The organism is Micromonospora sp. NPDC002411, assembly GCF_053592955.1.
On sequence record NZ_JBSFBM010000084.1, the window covers coordinates 1 to 20,846 of the forward strand.

Below are 20,846 nucleotides of genomic sequence, written 5' to 3' on the forward strand. Positions count from 1 at the left end.
GCCCCCGCCAGCATCTGGGCCAGGAAGGTGACGTTGCCGAGCTGGCGTTCCTCCTCGTGCAGCTCCCGCCCGACCGCGAGTAGTTCGCGCAGCGACCCGGCCGAGGCCAACCGCTCCGACCATCGCTCGACCCGCTCCGCTGTGCTGGCCCGGCAGGCCGCCGTGAGCAGGTCGTCCACCGTGCCGAAGTGGTAGAAGACCAGGGCCTGGTTCACTCCGGCTGCGGCGCCGATGGTCCGGGCGGACACACCGGCGATGCCGTGCTCGCGGATGGCGGCGATGGCGCCGTCGAGGAGACGCTGCTTGGTGTCGGACATGGCTCTCCTCTCGGGCGGGCCGGATGCGGCGCTGCGATCATCGCATCGGTCACCAGCTGGGCCAGCCAGGTGGCCCCGGGCAGTCGTAGCGTCCAACCGACGAACGCCCAACCGAGGTGGACATGTTCGAGTCCGCGGGCGACGGCGGCCACCCCCCGTTCCGTGTGACCGTCGCCGCCCACGTACTCCGCCCGCCACAGCACGTGCTCGTGCTCCCGGGCCGGCCGGATCCGCAAGCCGACCGGGTGCCGCCGGGCCAACATCCGCCAGAGGGCCGCGCACGGCCCGCAGTCGTCGTCCAGCCAGAGCACCGCCGACGGCTCGGAGGGGTACGGCCGCCAGCGGGGCCACCAGTCGCGTACCTGCCGCCGGTAGGACCGCCAGGAGTCGCCGTACCGCGTCCGCAGGTCATGGTGCTCGTGTGGCCCGGCCACCGCCGCGCCGAACGCCGTCGCCGACACCGCCGCCAGAACCACTGCGACGCTCCGGGTGACCGCTGCGGTGAACAGCAGCAGCACCACGGCGGCGAGCTGCATCGGGTTGGCCAGGTACGCGTACGGGCCAGTGGTGACCAGACGACGCGGCGGATCCCACGGGTACGGCGTGCCACCGCCCCGCACGGCGAACTCCACGACGGCGGCCACCGCAGGCGCGGCAACCAGCAGGGCCAGCTGCGCGACGAGGAGCATCCCGGTGCGGTCCAGCTCGGTCAGCCCGGCCCACGACCCGTAGCCCACCTCGAAGGCCAGGCTGGGGACGAACCAGAGCAGCAGGGCGGCGAAGACTCCCACCTGAAGTGACGTCCGCGCGCCCAGGTGCCGGCGGTCGGCGCTGAACCGCCCGAGCAGTTGGGCAGGCAGCGCCACCACGAGCAGGCCCACCACCTCCCCGACGAGCCAGTGCGGTCCGAGGCTGACCAGCGGGTGCAGCGCCGGCATCGCCACCGCGTCGACCCAGAGCAGCAGACCCAGCGCGATCGGCAGCGGCAGCACCCGGCGCAGCAGCACCGGCAGCGGGCCCCAGAGGGCCGCCCAGCCGATCCACAGGTCGACCGGCATCCCCCGGTACGCGCCGTCGACCGGAGCGAAGGCGTACCAGCCGGCCAGGCGGGCGACCTCGTGCAGCGCGGCGATGCCGATCCCGGCGGTCAGGAACGCCAGCAGCCCCGCGGCCCGGACGGACCGGTCCCGCTCCCGAGCGCCGACGGCCAGCACGGCGGCCAGCGGCAGTGCCAGGCTCAGCCAGCGGGCGACAGTCACTCCAACGCCAGCATGTCGAGAAGGTGCCCGACCCCGGCGCCGAGCAGCACCTGCTGCAGCGGGCCGAAGTACCAGGACGGGTCCAGGCCCCGCGTGTAGTCGACCCGGACCCGGACCTCGGTGTGCCCGCTGTCGACAGCCCGCCAGCTCAGCTGCGCGTGCCGCCAGGTGAACCAGCGCGCGGTGATGGAGCTGTCGTCGACGAAACGGAAACCGACCTGCCCCGGGGCGGCGCTCTCCACCTCGGCGAGCAGGTGGCCGCCCGGCCCGTGCGCGCTGCCGTGGTAGCCGAACATCCACCTGTCGCCGACGTCGAGCCCGTCGCCGGTGACCTGCCCGGGTGTGGGCACGCCCAGGAGCCGCAGCGGCACCGATTGGACAGCGGTCGGGCGGGGGCCGGTGGCGAGACGCTCGGCCACCCGGTCCACCGGAAGCCCGACGACCCGGGTCACCTCGACCGTCTGTTCCGGGGCGACCCGGGGAGCGATGCCGCTGCCCTCCAGGCCGGGCAGGAGCAGCAGAGGCACGGCCACCATGACGTACGGGCGGTTGGCGTCCCGCAGGACGCGGATCAGCGCGGTGGTGCCGTGTGCCACCGCGTAGACCAACGGCGCGGCCAGGAGGACGCAGATCGCGCCCTCGTGCAGTGCCACCGCAGCCAGCAACAGGGCGATCGTCGTGGCCGCGAAGACCTGGCCGTGGGCTGTTCGGTGAGGTGCGAGCGTGAGGCCGGCGGCCAGCAGCACCGGAAGCGCCACGAAGAGCATCGCGCTGTCCGCGCGGCCCTGGTTGACCACCCCGACGAAGAGGACCGCCCCGAGGAGCGTGATCAGGCCGGCCAGGATCCAGCGTGCACTGACCGTGCGTTGTGTCGGCTCGTCGTCAACAGTCATGCGATCTCCCCCGTCTTGAGCGTTCGCTCAAAACGAGGGTACGACTACTTGAGCGCTCGCTCAATCCCGTGTACGAGCGGGGGTGACGCGTTGAATCGGATAGATGACACTCGACGTTGCCGGGAGTGCTGCCGAAGAGCCTGGGTAGCGACGCACGCACCACCGGGCGGGCCTTGTCAGGCAGTGACGGTGATCGTGTGCGGCTGGGCGGACCTCGTCAGGCGGTGGTCGTGGCCGCGCGAGTGCGACGGTGCCGGCCGTACCAGGCGATGCCGATGGCCACGCCCACGCCGACGCCGAGCGCCGCCGCGGCCACCGGCACCGCGGGTCGCTCCCGCAGGCGGCGGCCCAGCGGGATCGGGTGCCGGAACTCCAGCACCGGCCACGCGTTCTCCGAAGCCAGCTTGCGCAACTGCCGGTCCGGGTTGACCACACTCGGGTGGCCGACGCACTCCAGCAGGGGACGGTCGCTGTACGAATCGGAGTAGGCGTACGAGTCGGCCAGGTCGTAGTCCCGGGCTGCCGCCAGCTCGCTGACCGCCTCGACCTTGCTCGGGCCGGCCGCGTAGAACTCGACCTCACCGCTGTACCGGCCGTCGCGGACCGTCATCCGGGTGGCGATCACGTCGGTGACCCCGAGCAACTCGCCGATCGGCCGGACCATCTCCTCGCCCGACGCCGACACCAGCACCACGTCCCGCCCCGCCGCCTGGTGCTCGGCGATCAGGACGGCTGCCTCGGCGTACACGTAAGGGTTGATCAGCTCGTGGAGTGTCTCCGCGACGATCTGGCGGACCTGCTCCACCTGCCAGCCCTTGCAGAGCGCAGCCAGGTAGTCCCGTGTTCGGGCCATGGTCTGCTCGTCGGTGCCGCCCAGCCGGAACATCAGCTGCGCGTACGCCGACTTGACCACGTCACGCCGGGTGATCAGCCCGTCCCGGTAGAACGGCCGACCAAACGCCAGGGCGCTCGACTTGGCGATGACGGTCTTGTCCAGATCGAAGAAAGCGGCACTTCGGCCCACGGCGCGAAAGTCTAGCCGGATGGTCTATCGTCGGCGGGTGCCCGGGGTCAGGCCACCCCTCACACCTGCGGGCAGGCACCACCATCTCCGCTCCGCGTGATCGCGCTCACACTCTGCGAGGAGATTTTCGCGGTGAGTGGAGCAAGCACCACTCGACGTGACGGGCGCGCTCAGGCAAACTTGTCCGTACGACGAGCTTTCACATACCCGACAACAGGCAGACGCTCGGCGGTTGCACCCCCCGTGACCGCTGAGTGGTTCGGCTCGACCCCCCCGGAGCCGAACCTTCGACGACCCCCGTCTCCCCCCGACGGGGGTCGTCCCTTTCTGGGAGCGCTACTCCGCCGCAGCTCACAGGACGCCTCCGTCTGCGTCGAGTCTTTACACACGTCTTGAAACCGGACACCGGCTGCCGCCGAGATCGGGATCCCGTCCGTCCGTGACGCAACGGCGTGCGGAAATTTCGTCCTGTATCCCGGCCAGATGATCTTCGGTGTCCTCACCAGTCTGGCTCGTGGATGTCCTCTTCGAGGGCCTCGACCGTGCCGTAGAAGGTGACGCTGGGCCAGGGTGGTCTCTCGGGCGAGCACTTCCAGGTGAGGTGCACCTGGGCCCAGCCACCAGAGGCCAACTCCACGACGATGTCGTCTGATGCTGTGGACCTGCCGATGACTCGGACGGTCCGGTCGTGTAGGGGATGCCCAGCGGCCACCTCGGTCAGAAGTTCGGCGTGCAGTGATTCACGTTGTTGATGTTCGGTTGGGCCACCTCGGCGTAGGTCCCACCACGGGTCGGTAAAGACGGGCTGCTCGTCCACCGGGTCGTCGTCGTATATCTCGCCGGGTTCGGAGCCGCGGCGCCTATGCATGCTTGCAATTGGTCGGGGCGATGCGCTGCCAGTCGCTTCCTGCGAGGGTGACCGGGTAGCTGATTTCTCGAACGTGCTTGTCCTCGGTCTCGACCTCGAAACCCAGGGGCAGCGGCTCCTGGAAAAACGCGACCGGGCACTCGAACAACAGCTCGACCACGAGCTCACCGGTGCCGCCAAGGGGTGACAGTCGGGGTGCCCCAGTGCTGGCTGACACCATGCCCGACCTTTCCACGGCAACCCGTCTAACGATGATCGGCGCGGGGCCGGCGTTGATCACCATCAAATGCCCGGTCATTTTGATCTGGGCGGCACCGCTGCCTCCGTCCAGGGTGACCGTTTGCAAGTTCGAGCTTCCCAAACTGGCCGATTGAGGGAAGGCCACGAGCGCGACCATCGAGTTCCGCTCCCGCTCCTCGTGCGACGCTCGCCGTTGGACAGCGAAGCCGCCGAGCAGAACGCCGACGACGAAGACGGCGACGAGCCCCAGAACCATTTTTTGTTTGGGTACGGGGTCGTCATGGGCAGTGGTATTCGACTCCGTCGGCTGATGATCGCGCTTGTCCAGGTCGATCACTGCATGCTCCACGACATGGGCGTCAGCCTAGAGTCGCTCCGCATCAGAGCGCGTCGGCCTGTCGTACAGCCGAGCCCGCCCGCCGACGCCATCGGACAACGCCGACCAGCCGTCCGGGACCTTCTGCTGATTCTCAGACCACCAGCGTTCTTGGTCTGCCCCGGCTGACGGACCGGACACCGGCCCGCTAGCTCCGGGGGACCCAGAGGGAGCCGCGATCGTCGTAGCGTGTTCGGATGGTGTCGGACATGGTGCGTTACTACGACGACTTCCTGGCCGATCGGGATTGGCTCGCCGAAGGGTTGAGCTGGGCCGTGGTGCAGCCGGCGAGTGCCGAGGCCACCGTCGACGGCGTCATCGAGCGCCTTCGGGCCAGGCGTGTGGAGCCGGGTGACAGCCAGTCGGGCGAGCTCGCCGACCTGGCGCAGATTGGCCCGAACGTGGTGGTGTTCCAGGACAACGGCTGTGCGCTGAGCCGACCTGAGGTGCTGCGTTGGGCCAGCGACGGCCTGCGGGTTCACACGGTCGACTGGACCATCAACGGCAATGGCAGCCTCACCTACGCGGTGTACGGCAAGGTGCTCGCCTGGATGGACATGAACGATCCCGACCGACGGTACGGCGATGACCCGGCGGCGTTCGACGACGACCTGGCCGACGTGCGCGCGGCGCGCGGCACCGGCCAGGTGACTGCCGCGGCGATGGCGTTCGTCGAGCGGCGGACCGGCGTGCGGCTGCCCGCCGAGTGGGTCGGCGACGAGGGCGCCGATCCGCAGGCCGGACCATGGGTGACGGTACGGCTCGGCTCGATCCCGCCCGACCCGAGGCCGCCCTCGAACTTCGGCCACGACGAGCCCGACCTCGACGCGCGGCTGCGCGCCGCGTCGGAACAGGTGCGGCGTTCGGCGCTGACGCTTGCCGTGCGGGCGGTCACCACGCGGTTCAGCTTCAGCGACGACGAGCTCGTGCAGCAGGTGGTGGACGCCGTCGAGCGGGGCGTGACCCTGGACGAGGAAGCCCGTTCGAGGATCATCCACCGCCTCAAGGTGCAGGGCGCCGACGTGCACGATTTTTCCTCCGCCGTCCACGCCCTGCACTCGGCGACGGGCAGTGGGTTGGCAGCGCTCGACGCGGTGAGTGCCGCTCGACACGCGGTTGGCGATGACTGGCCGACCGTCCGCCACGACCTGTACCGCCTGGTCCGCGAGGTCGGCTGACCACTCGACCACTGGTCATCGGCAACGCGGTAATCCTCGGGCCCCCTGCGACACAAGTCACTGTGAGAGACGCCGAGGCAGTGGGGGTTCGGGTGGGTCCACCAGCAGAGCGCGACGAGGGGTGGTTTACCAGCCTCTACGCCGCCGAGTACGCGCACATCGTCCGATACGGCCTGCGCCGGCTCGCCGACGGGGACGCCGCGGCGGAACTGGCACAGGAGGTCTTCGTCGTCGCCTGGCGTCGTCGCGTCGAGGTGCCCGACCGCAGCCTGCCCTGGCTGTACGGGGTGGCCCGGCGCCTTCTGGCCAACCAGTGGCGGTCACGGCGTACCGCCCCGGACCTCCTGCCGATCAGCGACGTCGAGCTGGCTCGGCTGGGCGGTTCGTCCGGTGCGGACACCACAGTCGGGGTCGCCGACCTCCGGGCCGCCCTGGCCACCCTCGGTGAGATCGACCAGGAGATCCTCCGGTTGGTCGGTTGGGAGGAGTTGACGGTGTCCGAGGCAGCCAAGGTCCTGGGCTGTACCCGGGCAACCGCTGCGGTGCGCCTGCACCGCGCCCGCCGACGTCTCGTCGAGGCGATGTCGGACCGGCCCGCTCAGTCCCGGCGTCGTCCGGTGTTGGTGACCGTTCGAGAGGATCTGTGATGTTCGGAGTAGAGCGAACCCGTACTTTTCTCGGCCCCGCCGACCCGGCCCGGAACGCCAACGTCGGGCCACCGCTGGTCTCGGCGCGCGAGCTGATCGACCGCGCCGGCGCTACCGAACGGCTCGCCCGTGATCCTCGCGTACGCCCGACCCGACGGCTGGTCCTGACGGCCGGGACGCTGGCGGTGGCGGCCGGGGCCGTGGCGGTCCTCCAGCCGTTCGGTGAGGGCTCACCGGCAACTCGGGAAGCGGCGGCGGGCTCGGTGCTCGTGCCGGTGGCGTACCAGTTCGACGCGGATCCGCCGGCGGCAGGCCCGCGGCTGCGCGCGCTCGCCGACAAGATCAAGAATGCGGGGTACGACGGCCGCGGCGGGCGTTACATGTACCACCACACCAAGGTGTGGGGCGACCCGGTGATGACGTCCGCCGACGGCCGCCACCACGTGGCCTTTGCCGACGAGAGGAAGATCTGGCGGGCCGCCGACGGCACCGGGCAGCAGACCATCGTCCACCTGGAGCCGCAGTACCCCGACCCGGAGTCTCGGGACTACTGGCAGCGCAGACCCGGTCTGGGCCCGGCGGTCGGCGCGACCCCCGCTCCGTCCGTCATCCCGCTCCCGCCTCGGGAGCTCACGCCTCCGTCGGCTGACCCGATCGAGCTGCGTGAGCTGCTGAAGGTCGAGTACGGCGCCGGGGCCGCGAGCAAGGAGGTCGCAACCCTCTACGGGCGATACGTCGTGCCACGCGCCACCCGGGCGGAGATCCTGCGCGTCCTCGCCGACGTGCCCGGCTTCCGCTGGCGCGGGGAGGTCACCGACCGCGCCGGCCGGGGCGGGGTTGCCGTCACCTTCGACGACCGCGAACACGACGCGCAGTCTCTCCTGGTCTTCGATTCCACGACAGGTGAGTTGCTCGCCAACGAACGGCTGACGATGTCGCCGGTGCGGATCAGCTCGTACCAGGTGATCCTCGAAACTGCCTGGACCGATCGGCTCGGCTGACCGCCGAAGGCAGGGCTGGCGATTTCCGGGACCGCTCTTTCGGGAGCGGTCCCGCTGTCGATGTCGACAACCGCTTCAGCTGCGCAAACGTGCGCACCCGTAGCAGATCAATTGCTGTCATGGGTGTTGTCCACAGCCCGCCCGCTTGTCCACAGGCGACACGGTCGGGGAGGTTCGTGGGGCGGATTCCGAGCAGGGTCGGCGGCATACCAGAGCCCGACCGCTGGAGGCCGCGATGCCATCCCGTACCTCCGTCCCGCCGATCCGCCGGCTTCCGCTGGTCGTCACCGGCGACGATGATCTGCTCGATGACGTGCTCCGGCTCGCCGCCGCAGGCGGGACCGAGGTGGAACTCGCCCGCGACCCGGCGGCCGCTCGTACCCGATGGGTTCCCGCGCCGCTGGTGATGCTCGGCATCGACCAGGCGCAGGCATGTCTGCGTGCCCGGTTGCCGCAGCGACCCCGGCTGGTGCTGGTCGGTCGGGCCGGTCAGCTCGACCCCGGTTGGCAGATCGCCGAGCTGGTAGGGGCCGAGTACGTCGCCATGCTGCCCGCCGCGGAATCGTGGCTGGTGGACCGGTTCGCCGAACAGGGCTCGGACGGTCCGGACGGCGTGGGGGCCCGGGTCGTCGCGGTCTTCGGCGGTCGGGGCGGTGCCGGTGCGAGCGTCCTGGCCGGTGGCCTGGCCGTGACCGCCGCGCGGGCCCGGTTACGCACTCTGCTGGTCGACGCCGATCCCCTCGGTGGTGGCCTCGACCTCGTGCTGGGCTGGGAACAGTTGGAAGGGCTGCGGTGGCCGTCGCTCACCGGCGCGGACGGGCGGGTGGACGCCCCGGCGCTGGTGCAGGCCCTGCCCAGTCGAGGTGACCTGGTGGTGCTCTCCTGGGATCGCGGCGAGATGCTGGCCCTGCCGGCGGCGGCGATGGCGGCGACCGTGGACGCCGCCCGGCGTGGGCGGGACTTCGTGGTGGTCGACCTGCCTCGACAGTTGGACGACGCGGCAGTGGTGGCGTTGCAGTCGACCGACCAGGCGTTCGTCGTCGTCCCGGCCGAGCTGCGGGCCACCGCTGCGGCGGCGCGAGTAGTGGCCGCCGCCGCCCCGCACTGCGCGGCGCTCTCGGTGGTGGTGCGCGGGCCCGCCCCCGGTCGGCTACGCGCGGCCGAGGTCGCACGGGCTCTTGGCCTGCCGCTGGCAGGCACGCTGCGTCCCGAGCCGGGGCTGTGCCGAGGGCTGGAACGAGGTGAGGCACCCGCTGCCGCGGGCAAAGGACCTCTTGCCGCACTCTGCCAACGGATCGTCGCCGACCTCACCGGCGTGCCGTCGGCAGGTGCGGCATGACCGGCAGGCCGGAGGACGGCACCCTCGCCGCCCGCGTACGGCAGCGCATCGCCGCCGCCACCACTCCCGTGACGCCGGCGGCGATCGTGTCCGCGGTACGGGCCGAGCCCAACGCCGCGGTGCTCGGCGACACCGCAGTGCTGCGGATCGCCGACCGGGTGCGCGACGACCTCGTCGGCGCCGGCCCGCTGGCTCCGCTGCTCGCCGACCCGGAGGTGACCGACGTCCTGGTCAACGGGACGCGAGTGTGGGTCGACCGTGGTTCGGGGCTGCAACAGGTCGCGGTGCCGGTGGGCTCGGTCGAGGACGTACGCCGGCTGGCGCAGCGGTTGATTGCCAGCGCCGGCCGGAGGCTGGACGACGGATCTCCGTACGCGGATGCGCGGCTTCCCGACGGCACTCGGCTGCACGCCGTGCTGCCGCCGGTGGCGACCGAAGGTCCGTACCTGTCCCTGCGGACCTTTCGGCACCGACCGTTCACCCTCGACGAGCTGGTACGTCAGGGGACGGTGCCTCGGCCTGTGGCACCGCTGCTCGCCGCCGTCGTCGCTGCCCGACTGGCGTACCTGGTGACAGGTGGGACGGGGTCCGGTAAGACGACGCTGCTCAACACGCTGCTGGGCATGGTGCCCGCCACCGAGCGCATCGTGCTGGTGGAGGACGCCGCCGAGCTGCGGCCAGGTCATCCGCACGTGGTGGGGCTCCAGGCGCGTACCGCCAATGTGGAGGGATCGGGCGTCGTCGGCCTGGGCGACCTGGTCCGGCAGGCCCTGCGGATGCGGCCGGACCGCCTGGTGGTCGGGGAGTGCCGGGGTGGTGAGGTGGTCGACCTGCTGGGTGCCCTCAACACCGGCCACGACGGAGGCGCGGGCACGCTGCACGCCAACACCCCGTCCGACGTGCCGGCCCGGCTGGAGGCCCTGGGCATGCTGGGCGGCCTGCCCCGCGCCGCGCTGCACGCCCAGGTCACCGCTGCCCTGCAGGTGCTGTTTCAGGTGCGACGAGGCGACCGGGGGCGTGTCCTGGAGTCGGTCTGCCTGCTGCTGCCGGAGGGGCCTGAGCGCCTGGTGACCGTGGTGCCCGCCTGGGTGCGTGGCAGCGGCCTCGGGTTGGCCGCCCGCGCGCTCGGGGCGCTGCTGCGGGAGCGCGGGGTGGCGGTGCCGCCGATCCTCAGCGAGCCGTGGCCCGGATCGGCAGGCCCGGCATGACCAGCGGGGCGCTGGTGGTGGCGGCGCTGCTCCTGGTGGCCGCTGCCCTGGTGGCGTGGCCGGTGCAGAGCGTCCGAGCCCGCCGACGTCGCGTGTTGGAGACGGGACGCGGGAAGGCCGGGGCCGACCCGGACGAGGCACTGGTGGAGTGGATCCGGGAACTCGGTCGTACACCGGACGGGTCTGTCGACGGAGCCGGCGACTCGCCGACCGTGGGCCGTCCGGTCGGCATCGCCTACCAGCCACAGCCCAGCGTGACATCGGCAGCCCTCGGCTGGCCGGCCCGGGACGCCACCGGGGGACCAGGCTGGCCCGGGGAGCTGGGCGGGCCGGCCGGACCGGGCGGGCCCGTGAGGTCGACTGGTCCGGCGGGCCCGACACGTCCGCCGACCCGCCGGGACCCTCGGCGGCCAGCCGGCACCGCCCGACCGGAGGCCACGGCCTCAGACGCAGGACGTGGGGGCGGCGCGACGGTGGCAGCCATTGCGATCGACGCCGTAGACGTGGTCGACGTCGAGGGCCCAGCGTCATCCGTCGAGCGGCAAGACGTGGCAGCGGGCTCCCGGAGCGCCTTGTCCAGCTCGCAAGGGGCCGAGGGGAGCGGCGATCTTGAGCCCGGTGACCAGCGGACGGCCGACACGATGATCAGCGGGCCGAGCGTCATCGCGGGAGCGCGGACCATGCGGCCGACGGCACGTGTGTTGCCGTTGGCCGGCCTCCTGGCCGGTGGCGTCGGCGCCGTGGTCGGTGGTCCGGTCGCCGCGGTCGCGCTGGCCAGCTACGGCACGGTGGCAGTGCGTGCCGTGCTGCGTTGGCGAACGAACCGAAGCACCGAACAGGTCCGACGACGCGGGCTGGACCAACTCTGCGGCCTCGCTGCGGACCTCCGGGCCGGCCTGCCAGTCCCACACGCGCTCGACGTCGCCGCCGACGGGCCGGACCGGCTTCGTCAGCTGACCTCAGCAGCGGTGCGACTGGCAGACCGGACCGGCGCTCCGCTCGCGGAGCTCGTCGAGCGGATCGAGGCGGACGCTCGGGCGACCGACCGAGGTCTGGCCGCCGCAGCGGCACAGGCGGCCGGCGCCCGAGCCACGGCCTGGTTACTGGCGGCGCTGCCGGTCGGAGGGATCGGGCTCGGGTACGGCATCGGCGTCGACCCGGTGGCGGTGCTCCTGCACAGCAGGGTCGGTGGGGCCTGTGCGGTTCTCGCCGTCGCCCTGCAGGTCGTGGGCCTTCTCTGGGCAGAACGACTGAGCGCGACACCGGGGCGAACCGGATGACGCCCAGGGGCCCGACGAGCCAACGCGGCACAGCGAGTCGACGCAGCTCGACTGGCAAGCGCAGCGCATCCTCGATGCTGCGGCCGGACACGATCCGGCTCGCGGCGGCGCTGGGTGGGCTTGCCGTGGCAGTCGTCGTCGGTGGCTGGTTCGGGATGCTGGGCGCGGTACCGACCGCATTCCTGCTGGATCGTCTCCTGCGGCGGATCGAGTCCCCTAGTGTCCGCAAGCGGCGGCTCCAGGAGGCGGCCGACCTGCCGCTCGCCGCTGATCTTCTCGCTGCGGCAATGCGCGCGGGTGCCCCGGTCGACCGCTCGATTCTGGCCGTAGCCGAGACGCTGGACGGGCCGCTCGCCGGTCGCCTGTCCCGCGTCGGCCGCACGCTCTTGCTCGGCGGTGGCCCGGTGGAGGCGTGGTCCGCGTTGGACGGGATACCCGGTGCGGACCGCTTGACGGCAGCGGCGTTGCGTTCGGCCAACAGCGGTGCTGCCCTGGCCGGGGCGATGACCCGGCTCGCCGACGACCTGCGTGCCGACCGGGCCACCGCCGCCGAGGCGTCCGCACGCCGGGCAGGGGTGCTCATCGTCCTGCCGCTGGGGCTCTGCTTCCTGCCGGCGTTCATTCTCGCCGGCCTGGTGCCGGTGATCGTCGCTGTCCTCGGCGACGTGCTCTGACCACAACGAGAAAGGAAACAGTCATGCGCAAAATGCTCGCCCGCCTGCGCGGGGACGCCGGGATGAACACGGCCGAGTACGCGGTCGGCACGCTCGCGGCGGTCGCCTTCGCCGGCATCCTGTTGAAGGTGTTGACCTCCGGCAACGTCCAGTCGGCGTTGACCGCAGTCATCGACCGGGCACTGAAGTGAGCGGGCGCCGGCAGGCCGGTCGCGGTTCACGGCCTGGCACCTCGGGGCGGACCGGTCGCGGCGGGTGGGGAACCGTTCAATCGGCCGCTCGCGGGGACCGAGGGTCGTTCACCGCCGAACTGGCGGCCGGCCTGCCGGCGCTTCTCCTGCTCCTGCTGGCTGGCCTGACCTCGGTCAACGCCGTCAGCGCACAGGCGAGCTGCCTTCACGCGGCCCGGGAGGCTGCGTTGGCCGCCGCCCGCGGCGAGGACGGCAGCGCTGCGGCGGGGCGCGCGGCACCGCCAGCGGCGGAGGTGTCGGTGTCCGTCGACGGCGGCCGGGTGCGGGCGACGGTGCGCGCGCCCGTCCGCACGCTGGGCGGTCGGCTACCACGGATCACCGTCGTCGCGACCGCCGTCGCCGCCGTGGAACCAGGCGTCGCCGATGGGCACTCGTGATGTGCAGGTCAGTCCGCGTCGGGCGTGGAGCCGACACCGAGCGGGTCGACCAGGGCAGCCCGGACGGGCAGCGGGGCGGTGCGACTGTCGTGCTGCTGGCGATGGGGTTGGTCCTCGTGCTGTTCGGGACGTTCGGCGCTGCCATCGCCGTCGCCGGAATGGCCGATCAGCGGGCGATGGTGGCAGCCGATCTCGGCGCGCTGGCCGGAGCCGCCATGGCGCTCGACGGGGATGTGGCGGCCTGCGCGTCCGCTGCCGACATCGTCGCCCGCAATGCTGGCCGGATGGTCGGCTGTCACCTCGACGGGCTCGATGTGCTGGTGACCGTCGAGGTGGCGTTCGCACCACTTCCCGGACTGACCCGGGTCGCCACATCGACGGCCCGAGCCGGCCCGGTACGCGCCTGAACGCGCAGGCAGTGCTGCTGCGGAAGCCGCCGGGGCAACTCCGCCCGTGCACTCGGGCCCCGATCAGCTTGGGTACCGCTTTGAAGCTGAACCGCATACGACATCAGGCGCGATGCGTTTACGACATCAGCTCCAAAGGGGGGTGCTACCCCGCCCGACCCCAACCGGTGACCGAGCCCGTGACGGCCGCCGATTGAGGGAACGCCAGCGCCAGCGACAGGGGCGGTGGGTGCGCGGGACACCGGGGCGTTCAGGGGGGCGTGCCGCCGCGCGGGCCCGCTGGCCGGGGATCAGGGGCAGGGGCCGTGCCCCGGCCAGCAGCCCGAGAATGTGTGGCCGGATTGATCAGCGGGCCTGGAGCGCGTCGAGGGCGACGGCCATCGCGATGACCAGACGGCGGTCGATCTGGGGGTTCTGCACCTCGACGACGTACTTGTCGCGCAGGCCCCACTTCTTGACCACGGTGAAGACCGGCTGGCCGCCGGCGGTGAAGTCGAAGTGGTACGGCAACCAGGACAGCGAGTCGACGAAGCGGCGCAGCAGTGCCACCGGCATGCTGCGCTCCTGGCCGGTCACCTGCGGAAGGCCGGCCTGCTCGACGTGCCAGGTGGAACGGAGCAGCGACTGGGCGAAGTCCTTGCGGAACAGCCCGATCGGGTTGCCGGCGGCGTCGGTGACGTCGTACGTGGCGCCGAGGTCGAGGCGCTGGCGAGCCTTGAAGCCGAGCAGGGGCTGCTGCTTGGAGTCGTCGGTGTAGATCGTCACCTGCTCCTTGAAGGCGAGGCGCTTCTGCTGCGCGAACGCCAGCAGCTCACCCTCGGTGCCGTCCGCGGCGACGGCCCGGACCTCGTACTGGTTGACCATCATGCGCAGTCGCTGGCGAACGTGGAACTGGTGCTGACCTTGCAAGTTGTCGAGCTGCATCTGATCTCCTCAGGGGGACTGTGCGCCGGAGTCTCGCACAGCTCGACAAACGTCGCGCTCCCCGCCATCGACGAACACCGGATGTCGGGCGGTCGATGAGCTACCCGGCACCCCGCTGCCCGTGTCGGGGAGCCGGGGAGTCTCAGCGGCCGTCAGGGGTGGTCGCGGCGCGCACCGCCCAGGTGTTGAGGACCTGGTGGATCACCCGCAGCCGCTCGTTGATCAGCTCCAGCCGTTCCGCCTGAGCCAGGGCGGCCATCGCCGACCCGAGCGCGATCTGCTGGTCGAGGGTGAGATGGTCCTGGTCGATGGTGTAGAGCAGGTCGACGGTTTCGGCAATCGTGTCGGCCACGGCTTCTCCTCGGGCACGGGGAAATCAACAGCATGGACATCGATGGAAGCGCTCCCATGTCATTGTGCCCAGTGCCGAGCCGATTCATGCAACCGGCTACTCGGGCAGGTTCGCCAACACCACGTCGAGCACCCGGATCGCGTCCGGTTTGGAGAGCGGATTGTTGCCGTTTCCGCACTTCGGTGACTGTACGCAGGACGGGCAGCCGGTCTCGCAACCGCATTCCGCGATCGCGTCCCGTGTCGCCCGCAGCCACGCCGACGCCGTTCCGTACGCCCGCTCGGCGAACCCGGCGCCACCCGGGTGCCCGTCGTAGACGAAGACGGTCGGTGCCTCGGTGTCCGCGTGCACGGCGGTGGAGAGCCCGCCGATGTCCCACCTGTCGCAGGTCGCCATCAGCGGTAGCAGGCCGATCGCGGCGTGTTCGGCGGCGTGCAGCGCACCCGGTACGTCGGCCGACTGGACTCCGGCAAGAGCCAACGACTGCGGTGACAGGGTGAACCAGACCGCCACCGTGCGCAGTTCCCGGGCGGGCAGGTCGAGCGGCCGGGTGTCGATCACTTCGCCGGTGGCGATCCGCCGCCGCTGGTACGACACGACCTGACTGGTCACGTCCACCTCGCCGAGGAACATGCCGACCGGTCCGGCGTCCACGTACGAGCGCACCGACACGACCGACAGGTCGGTGACGTCGCGTGCGTGGGTGGACCAGTCCGGCTCCTCGACGTGCACCAACGCGCAGCCGTCGGCCAGGTCCAGCTCGTCCACCACGTACGAGACGCCCTGGTGCAGGTAGACCGCTCCGGGGTGCAGCAGGAAGTGCGAGGAGCCACCGTCGACCGTGCCCAGCAGCCGCCCGGTCGACGACTCCACCACGGCGATCGGTGCGCCGCCCTCGCCGCGTAGGTCCACCTCGGGGCGTTCCCGGTGCCGCCAGTACCAGCCGGTGGGCCGCTGCCGCAGCGCGCCGGCCGCCACCAACTCGTCGACTGCCTCCTTCGCCCCGTCCCCGAAGAGCACCAGGTCGGCTGGGGTGAGTGGGGCCTCGACAGCGGCGCAGGCGAGCTGTGGTGCCAGCACGTACCGGTTGGCCGGGTCGAGGACCGTCGCCTCCACCGGCGCCCCGAAGATCGCCTCCGGGTGGTGCACCAGGTAGGTGTCCAGCGGGTCGTCCCGGGCCACCAGGACCGCGAGGGCCTCCTGCCCGGAACGCCCGGCGCGGCCCGCCTGCTGCCACAGCGACGCCCGGGTGCCCGGGTAGCCGCAGATCAGCACCGCGTCCAACCCGACCAGGTCCACGCCCAACTCAAGTGCGTTGGTGGAGGCCAGGCCGAGCAGGTCGCCGTGCAGCAGCGCCCGTTCCAACTCGCGCCGCTCCTCGCGCAGGTAGCCACCCCGGTAGGCGGCCACCCGGTCGCCGAGCCCCGGGACCGCGTCGTCCAGCGACCGACGGGCGTTGGCGGCCACGACCTCGGCGCCCTTGCGGGAGCGGACGAACGCGAGTGTGCGTACCCCCTCGGCGACCGTGTCGGCGAGCAGGTCCGCGGTTTCGCGCAGCGCCGACCGGCGGACCTGCCGAAGGTCGTCGTGGTCGCCGGCTGCCTGGCCGGGCACCGAGGAAGAGTCGGGGGGAGCGGCGCCGGAGTCGGGGGGAAGCAGCGGCGGCTCCCAGAGTGCGAAGGTCACCCCGCCACGCGGCGACGCGTCCTCGGTGACAGCCGTCACCGGCAGCCCGGTCAGCCGTCCGGCTGCGGTGGCCGGGTCACCGGAGGTCGCGGAGGCGAGGACGAAGACCGGGGTGGCCCCGAACCGGGCGCACTGCCGGCGAAGCCGACGCAGCACGTGCGCCACGTGCGAGCCGAACACCCCACGGTAGGTGTGGCATTCGTCGATCACCACGTACGCGAGGCGACGCAGGAAACCGGACCACTGGGCATGCCCCGGCAGGATGCCGTGGTGCAGCATGTCCGGGTTGGTCAGCACGAACCGGGAGTGCCGGCGGATCCACTCCCGCTCGGCGCGCGGAGTGTCCCCGTCGTAGCAGGCGGGGCGTACCCCCTCCAGTTCCAGCGCGGCGACGGCCCGCAGCTGGTCGGCGGCGAGGGCCTTGGTCGGTGCCAGGTAGAGCACCGTGGCCCGGGGGTCGGCGAGCAGGGTGGCCAGGGCCGGGAGCTGGTACGCCAGCGACTTGCCGGATGCGGTGCCGGTGGCGACCACCACATGGTCGCCCTCGTACGCCAGGGTGGCCGCCTGGGCCTGGTGCTGCCACGGCGCGACCACGCCACGCCGGGTGAACGCGGCGCGGAGCTCCGCTGGTGCCCAGGACGGCCAGGGCGCGGGCACCCCGGCGCGTGCCGGCACCCGTTCCACGTGGGTGACCGGGTCTCCGGCGCCTCGGGCGCGTAGCCGGCGCAGCAGGTCGGCCGGCGCTGGCCCCGGGCCGTGACCAGCGGATACGGTGGCCGGCGACGACGACTCCAGGTCGTGGCGCGGCGTGGGACGCGCAGCGCTGAAGTCGTTGGTGGTCACGCCCTGCACTCTCGCACTGGTGTTCGGAGATGAAAAGTCGGACACCGGGGTAAGGGGAAGCTTCCGCTGGCGTTCGCAGGCCGTGCCGGCGGTAGTGGTTAGATGCCCACGAGAGTTTACGGCTCTGGCGAGGAGGACCGATGGAGCTGTCGCTGGCGACGCGCACCGTGGGTGAGCACACGGTGCTCGAGGTCGGTGGTGAGGTGGACGTCTACACCGCGCCCCGACTCCGCGAACGACTCCTCGAGTTGATCGACGGTGGCGCCCGTCACGTGGTGGTCGACCTCGGTCGGGTGGACTTCCTCGACTCCACCGGGCTGGGCGTGCTGGTCGGCGCGCTCAAGCGGCTCCGGTCGGCCGGCGGTTCGTTCGCGCTGGTCTGTGACAAGGAGCCGTTGCTCAAGATCTTCCGGATCACCGCACTGGACCAGGTGTTCCCGCTGCACCCGACGGTCGACGCGGCGATCAGCGCCGACCCGGCGGGCGCCGGCGCGTGATGGCGACAGTCAAGCTCTCGTTCTCGCCCGCCCCGGTGCACGTGCGCACCGCCCGGTTGGTCGGCGTCGCCGTCGCCCGGCGTGCCGGGGTCCGGGAGGACCTGCTGGACGAGGTGCGCCTGGCCATCGGCGAGGCGTGCACCCGGGCGGTGGCCCTGCACCGGCAGTACGGCCTCGCCGACCCGGTGCTGGTGGAGATGTCCGACGGTGGCTCGTACGCGGTGCGGGTGGTGGACCGGGCGCCGATCGAGGCGGGCATCGGTCTGACCGCGTTGCCGCCGGACGAGCTGGCCAACGAGTCGCTCACCGACGAGGCGCTGACCACCGGCGTCGGCTTCGCGCTGCTCGCCGGGTTCGTCGAGGACCTTCAGGTGCGCCCGGTCGACGAGGGCATCGGCACCGAGGTGCGGATGGTGTGGCCGGTCGGCCGCTGACCCAGTTCCGCTGCGTAGGCCGCGTCCCCTGCTGGGGATGCGGCCTTCTTTGCATGGATCGGGCCCTATATCAGATTTCGTTTCATAACACAGCGACGAAGATCATCGCGACACGGTGCCACCTGGGTGTGACCTCCAACACTGCGGAGGGCTACAGTACCCGGGTTGTCAGCAAGTGACCCATCCCGCAGCCAGCGGGTATGGGTGTTCATCGCTGGTCCGCTGGTGGGTTGGCGCGCGCTTGCGAGTCCGCATCCAGGCGTCGGTCAGTGCGTCTCCACTCACCGGCGCGATTGTTCGGTAACAGGAGGACACAGATGTCCGAGACCTTGGCCGCCGACGGCGGCGGGCTTTCCCTTACCGGAAGCAATGTCACCTACGTCGTCATCGCCGCGGTTGTCGCGCTGGTGGCGCTCGGTTTCGCTGCCGCCCTGACGAAAACGGTGCTGGCCGCTGGTAAGGGCACCGAGAAAATGCAGGAGATCTCGGGGGCCGTCCAGGAGGGCGCCTCGGCCTACCTGCTCCGCCAGTTCCGTACCCTGGCGATCTTCGTGGTCGTCGCGGTGGTGCTGCTCTTCCTGCTGCCGGTGCACGACACCGACGGCAGTGAGTTGGCAGTGAAGATCGGCCGGTCGGCGTTCTTCGTGGTTGGCGCGCTGTTCAGCGCGTTCATCGGTGGTGCCGGCATGTGGTTGGCCACCCGCGCCAACCTGCGGGTTGCCGCCGCCGCGAGAGAGCGCGAAGGTGGCCGCGAGGCCGCCATGAAGATCGCGTTCCGGACCGGTGGTGTCGTCGGCTTCCTCACCGTCGGCCTCGGCCTCTTCGGCGCCGCGCTCGTCGTCCTCGTCTACCGGGGTGACGCGCCGACCGTGCTGGAAGGCTTCGGCTTCGGTGCCGCGCTGCTCGCGATGTTCATGCGGGTCGGCGGCGGCATCTTCACCAAGGCCGCCGACGTCGGCGCCGACCTGGTCGGAAAGGTCGAGCAGGGCATCCCCGAGGACGACCCGCGCAACGCCGCCACCATCGCTGACAACGTCGGCGACAACGTCGGTGACTGCGCCGGCATGGCCGCCGACCTGTTCGAGTCGTACGCGGTGACGCTGGTCGCCGCGCTGATCCTCGGCCGCGCCGCCTTCGGCGAGGAGGGCCTGGTCTTCCCGCTGATCATCTCCACCATCGGCGTGCTGATCGCGATCGTCGGCGTTTTCATCACCCGGCTGCGGGCTTCCGACCGCAGTGGTCTGACCGCCATCAACCGTGCCTTCTACCTGTCGGCGGTGCTCTCCGCGGTGCTGGTGGCGATCGCCGCCTACGCGTACCTCCCGGCGACCTTCGGCGAGTTCGACAGTGGACTGACCGACGCGCCCGGCAACCCGCGACTGGTGGCCATCGGCGCGGTCGTGATCGGTATCGTGCTGGCCGCCGCGATCCAGGCGTTGACCGGCTACTTCACCGAGACCAACAGGCGACCGGTGCAGGACATCGGCAAGAGCTCGCAGACCGGCGCCGCCACCGTCATCCTGGCCGGCATCAGCATCGGCCTGGAGTCGGCGGTCTACTCGGCGCTGCTCATCGGCGCAGGCGTCTTCGGCGCCTTCCTGCTCGGCGGCAGCTCCATCACGCTGTCGCTGTTCGCGGTGGCGCTGGCCGGCACCGGCCTGCTCACCACTGTCGGCGTGATCGTGGCGATGGACACCTTCGGGCCGATCTCCGACAACGCCCAGGGCATCGCCGAGATGTCCGGTGACATCGACGAGCACGGCGCGCGCACGCTGACCGAGCTGGACGCGGTCGGCAACACCACCAAGGCGATCACCAAGGGCATCGCGATCGCCACGGCCGTGCTCGCCGCGACCGCGCTGTTTGGCTCGTACACCGACACGCTCAGCAGCGCGTACGCGACCGCCGGTGTGAACGACGTCGGCAACGAGATCCTCAACGCGCTGAACGTGGCGAACCCGCGCAACCTGGTCGGCCTGATCATCGGTGCGGCGGTGGTCTTCCTCTTCTCCGGTCTGGCCATCAACGCGGTGTCCCGCTCGGCCGGTGCCGTGGTGATGGAGGTCCGCCGGCAGTTCCGTGAGCTGCCCGGCATCATGGACCGCACCCAGCGCCCGGAGTACGGCAAGGTCGTCGACATCTGCACCCGGGACGCGCAGCGCGAGCTGATGACCCCCGGTCTGCTCGCCATCCTGGCGCCGATCGCTGTCGGCTTCGGCCTCGGGCCGGGCGCGCTCGCGGCGTACCTGGCCGGTGCGATCGGTGCCGGCACGCTGATGGCGGTGTTCCTGTCCAACTCCGGTGGGGCCTGGGACAACGCCAAGAAGCTGGTCGAGGACGGCGCGTACGGCGGCAAGGGCTCCGAGTCGCACGCCGCCACGGTCATCGGCGACACCGTCGGTGACCCGTTCAAGGACACCGCCGGCCCGGCGATCAACCCGCTGATCAAGGTGATGAACCTGGTCTCGCTGCTGATCGCACCCGCCGTGGTGGCCTGGAGCGTCGGCGACGACCGCAACGTCGGCCTGCGGATCGGCATCGCCCTGGTGGCGACGCTGATCATCGTGGCGTCGGTGGTGTTCAGCAAGCGCAAGGGCATCGCGATGTCCGACTCCGACGCCGACGGCAACACCGGCGCGGGCAGCACCGACCACCGGCCGGAGACGGTCAACGCCTCCCGATACGTTCCTCCAAGGCGACTTGCAGGCGCTCCGGGTCGCTCCAACGGATAATGTCCTTTGTATAGTGTGGGGCAAGTTCGCCGTAGATCA

The 20,846-nt window shown here is 71.3% G+C and carries 22 protein-coding genes; 13 read left to right on the forward strand and 9 right to left on the reverse strand.

Translation table 11 applies throughout. The features are described 5' to 3' along the window. The 6 genes from ACWCO3_RS12885 to ACWCO3_RS12910 form a co-directional block, all read right to left on the reverse strand. The coding region (locus tag ACWCO3_RS12885) for a TetR/AcrR family transcriptional regulator (protein WP_450009991.1) at positions 1-317 on the reverse strand (317 nt) is incomplete at its 3' end. Next, entirely contained in the window at positions 212-1,576 is a 1,365-nt protein-coding gene (locus ACWCO3_RS12890; RefSeq protein ID WP_450009993.1) for a methyltransferase, read from the reverse strand. The genes ACWCO3_RS12885 and ACWCO3_RS12890, both read right to left, overlap by 106 nt. Continuing rightward, positions 1,573-2,469, reverse strand: coding sequence for a hypothetical protein (locus ACWCO3_RS12895; RefSeq protein WP_450009995.1), 897 nt, complete (start codon positions 2,467-2,469; stop codon positions 1,573-1,575). The genes ACWCO3_RS12890 and ACWCO3_RS12895 overlap by 4 nt, the downstream gene beginning before the upstream one ends. A gap of 217 nt (positions 2,470-2,686) precedes the next feature. After that, a complete protein-coding gene (locus ACWCO3_RS12900) occupies positions 2,687-3,493 on the reverse strand; it encodes an HAD family hydrolase (RefSeq protein ID WP_269681479.1) in 807 nt (268 codons plus the stop codon). 499 nt (positions 3,494-3,992) lie between these two features. Then, positions 3,993-4,130 carry a hypothetical protein gene (locus tag ACWCO3_RS12905; protein WP_450009998.1) on the reverse strand — a complete coding sequence of 46 codons (138 nt, stop codon included), beginning with the start codon at positions 4,128-4,130 and terminating at the stop codon, positions 3,993-3,995. 223 nt (positions 4,131-4,353) lie between these two features. After that, positions 4,354-4,938, reverse strand: coding sequence for a hypothetical protein (locus tag ACWCO3_RS12910; RefSeq protein ID WP_450010000.1), 585 nt, complete (start codon positions 4,936-4,938; stop codon positions 4,354-4,356). A gap of 236 nt (positions 4,939-5,174) precedes the next feature. Here ACWCO3_RS12910 and ACWCO3_RS12915 point away from each other — a divergent pair, with 236 nt between their 5' ends. The 10 genes from ACWCO3_RS12915 to ACWCO3_RS12960 all read left to right on the forward strand — a co-directional run bounded on the left by ACWCO3_RS12915 (position 5,175) and on the right by ACWCO3_RS12960 (position 13,339). Beyond that, entirely contained in the window at positions 5,175-6,155 is a 981-nt protein-coding gene (locus ACWCO3_RS12915) for a hypothetical protein (protein WP_450010002.1), read from the forward strand. A gap of 92 nt (positions 6,156-6,247) precedes the next feature. After that, the gene (locus ACWCO3_RS12920) at positions 6,248-6,802 is read left to right on the forward strand and encodes an RNA polymerase sigma factor (protein ID WP_450010004.1); all 555 of its coding nucleotides are present in this window, start codon (positions 6,248-6,250) and stop codon (positions 6,800-6,802) included. Continuing rightward, complete coding sequence (locus ACWCO3_RS12925; protein WP_450010006.1) at positions 6,802-7,803, forward strand: CU044_5270 family protein; 1,002 nt, start codon at positions 6,802-6,804, stop codon at positions 7,801-7,803. Before ACWCO3_RS12920 ends, ACWCO3_RS12925 begins: the two co-directional genes overlap by 1 nt. Positions 7,804-8,038: 235 nt before the next feature. Then, positions 8,039-9,142 carry a septum site-determining protein Ssd gene (gene ssd / locus ACWCO3_RS12930; RefSeq protein WP_450010008.1) on the forward strand — a complete coding sequence of 368 codons (1,104 nt, stop codon included), beginning with the start codon at positions 8,039-8,041 and terminating at the stop codon, positions 9,140-9,142. After that, a complete protein-coding gene (locus tag ACWCO3_RS12935; protein ID WP_354876554.1) occupies positions 9,139-10,350 on the forward strand; it encodes a TadA family conjugal transfer-associated ATPase in 1,212 nt (403 codons plus the stop codon). The genes ssd and ACWCO3_RS12935 overlap by 4 nt, the downstream gene beginning before the upstream one ends. Continuing rightward, entirely contained in the window at positions 10,347-11,630 is a 1,284-nt protein-coding gene (locus ACWCO3_RS12940; RefSeq protein WP_450010010.1) for a type II secretion system F family protein, read from the forward strand. The genes ACWCO3_RS12935 and ACWCO3_RS12940 overlap by 4 nt, the downstream gene beginning before the upstream one ends. Positions 11,631-11,704: 74 nt before the next feature. Next, positions 11,705-12,304 carry a type II secretion system F family protein gene (locus ACWCO3_RS12945; RefSeq protein WP_358162209.1) on the forward strand — a complete coding sequence of 200 codons (600 nt, stop codon included), beginning with the start codon at positions 11,705-11,707 and terminating at the stop codon, positions 12,302-12,304. A 23-nt stretch (positions 12,305-12,327) separates the two neighbouring features. Continuing rightward, positions 12,328-12,495, forward strand: a complete 168-nt coding sequence (locus ACWCO3_RS12950) for a DUF4244 domain-containing protein (protein ID WP_088986723.1) — start codon at positions 12,328-12,330, stop codon at positions 12,493-12,495. Then, the gene (locus ACWCO3_RS12955) at positions 12,492-12,932 is read left to right on the forward strand and encodes a TadE family type IV pilus minor pilin (RefSeq protein WP_450010012.1); all 441 of its coding nucleotides are present in this window, start codon (positions 12,492-12,494) and stop codon (positions 12,930-12,932) included. The genes ACWCO3_RS12950 and ACWCO3_RS12955 overlap by 4 nt, the downstream gene beginning before the upstream one ends. Then, a complete protein-coding gene (locus ACWCO3_RS12960; protein WP_357937546.1) occupies positions 12,932-13,339 on the forward strand; it encodes an Rv3654c family TadE-like protein in 408 nt (135 codons plus the stop codon). Before ACWCO3_RS12955 ends, ACWCO3_RS12960 begins: the two co-directional genes overlap by 1 nt. A gap of 345 nt (positions 13,340-13,684) precedes the next feature. On the opposite strand, the gene ACWCO3_RS12965 is transcribed toward ACWCO3_RS12960, so the two are convergent. The 3 genes from ACWCO3_RS12965 to ACWCO3_RS12975 form a co-directional block, all read right to left on the reverse strand. Then, positions 13,685-14,263: an LURP-one-related/scramblase family protein gene (locus ACWCO3_RS12965; RefSeq protein WP_145785958.1), complete on the reverse strand. Its 579-nt coding sequence runs from the start codon at positions 14,261-14,263 to the stop codon at positions 13,685-13,687. Positions 14,264-14,405: 142 nt separating this feature from the next. Further along, positions 14,406-14,615: a hypothetical protein gene (locus tag ACWCO3_RS12970; protein WP_145785959.1), complete on the reverse strand. Its 210-nt coding sequence runs from the start codon at positions 14,613-14,615 to the stop codon at positions 14,406-14,408. Positions 14,616-14,711: 96 nt separating this feature from the next. Then, positions 14,712-17,096 carry a DEAD/DEAH box helicase gene (locus tag ACWCO3_RS12975; protein WP_450010016.1) on the reverse strand — a complete coding sequence of 795 codons (2,385 nt, stop codon included), beginning with the start codon at positions 17,094-17,096 and terminating at the stop codon, positions 14,712-14,714. Between the two features lie 188 nt (positions 17,097-17,284). Between ACWCO3_RS12975 and ACWCO3_RS12980 the strand changes: the two genes are divergently transcribed. The 3 genes from ACWCO3_RS12980 (at position 17,285) to ACWCO3_RS12990 (ending at position 20,807) form a co-directional block, all read left to right on the forward strand. Further along, the gene (locus tag ACWCO3_RS12980) at positions 17,285-17,641 is read left to right on the forward strand and encodes an STAS domain-containing protein (protein ID WP_088986718.1); all 357 of its coding nucleotides are present in this window, start codon (positions 17,285-17,287) and stop codon (positions 17,639-17,641) included. Then, a complete protein-coding gene (locus ACWCO3_RS12985) occupies positions 17,638-18,075 on the forward strand; it encodes an ATP-binding protein (RefSeq protein ID WP_030334228.1) in 438 nt (145 codons plus the stop codon). The genes ACWCO3_RS12980 and ACWCO3_RS12985 overlap by 4 nt, the downstream gene beginning before the upstream one ends. Positions 18,076-18,392: 317 nt before the next feature. Then, positions 18,393-20,807: a sodium-translocating pyrophosphatase gene (locus tag ACWCO3_RS12990; protein ID WP_450010015.1), complete on the forward strand. Its 2,415-nt coding sequence runs from the start codon at positions 18,393-18,395 to the stop codon at positions 20,805-20,807. The last annotated feature ends 39 nt before the right edge of the window (positions 20,808-20,846 follow it).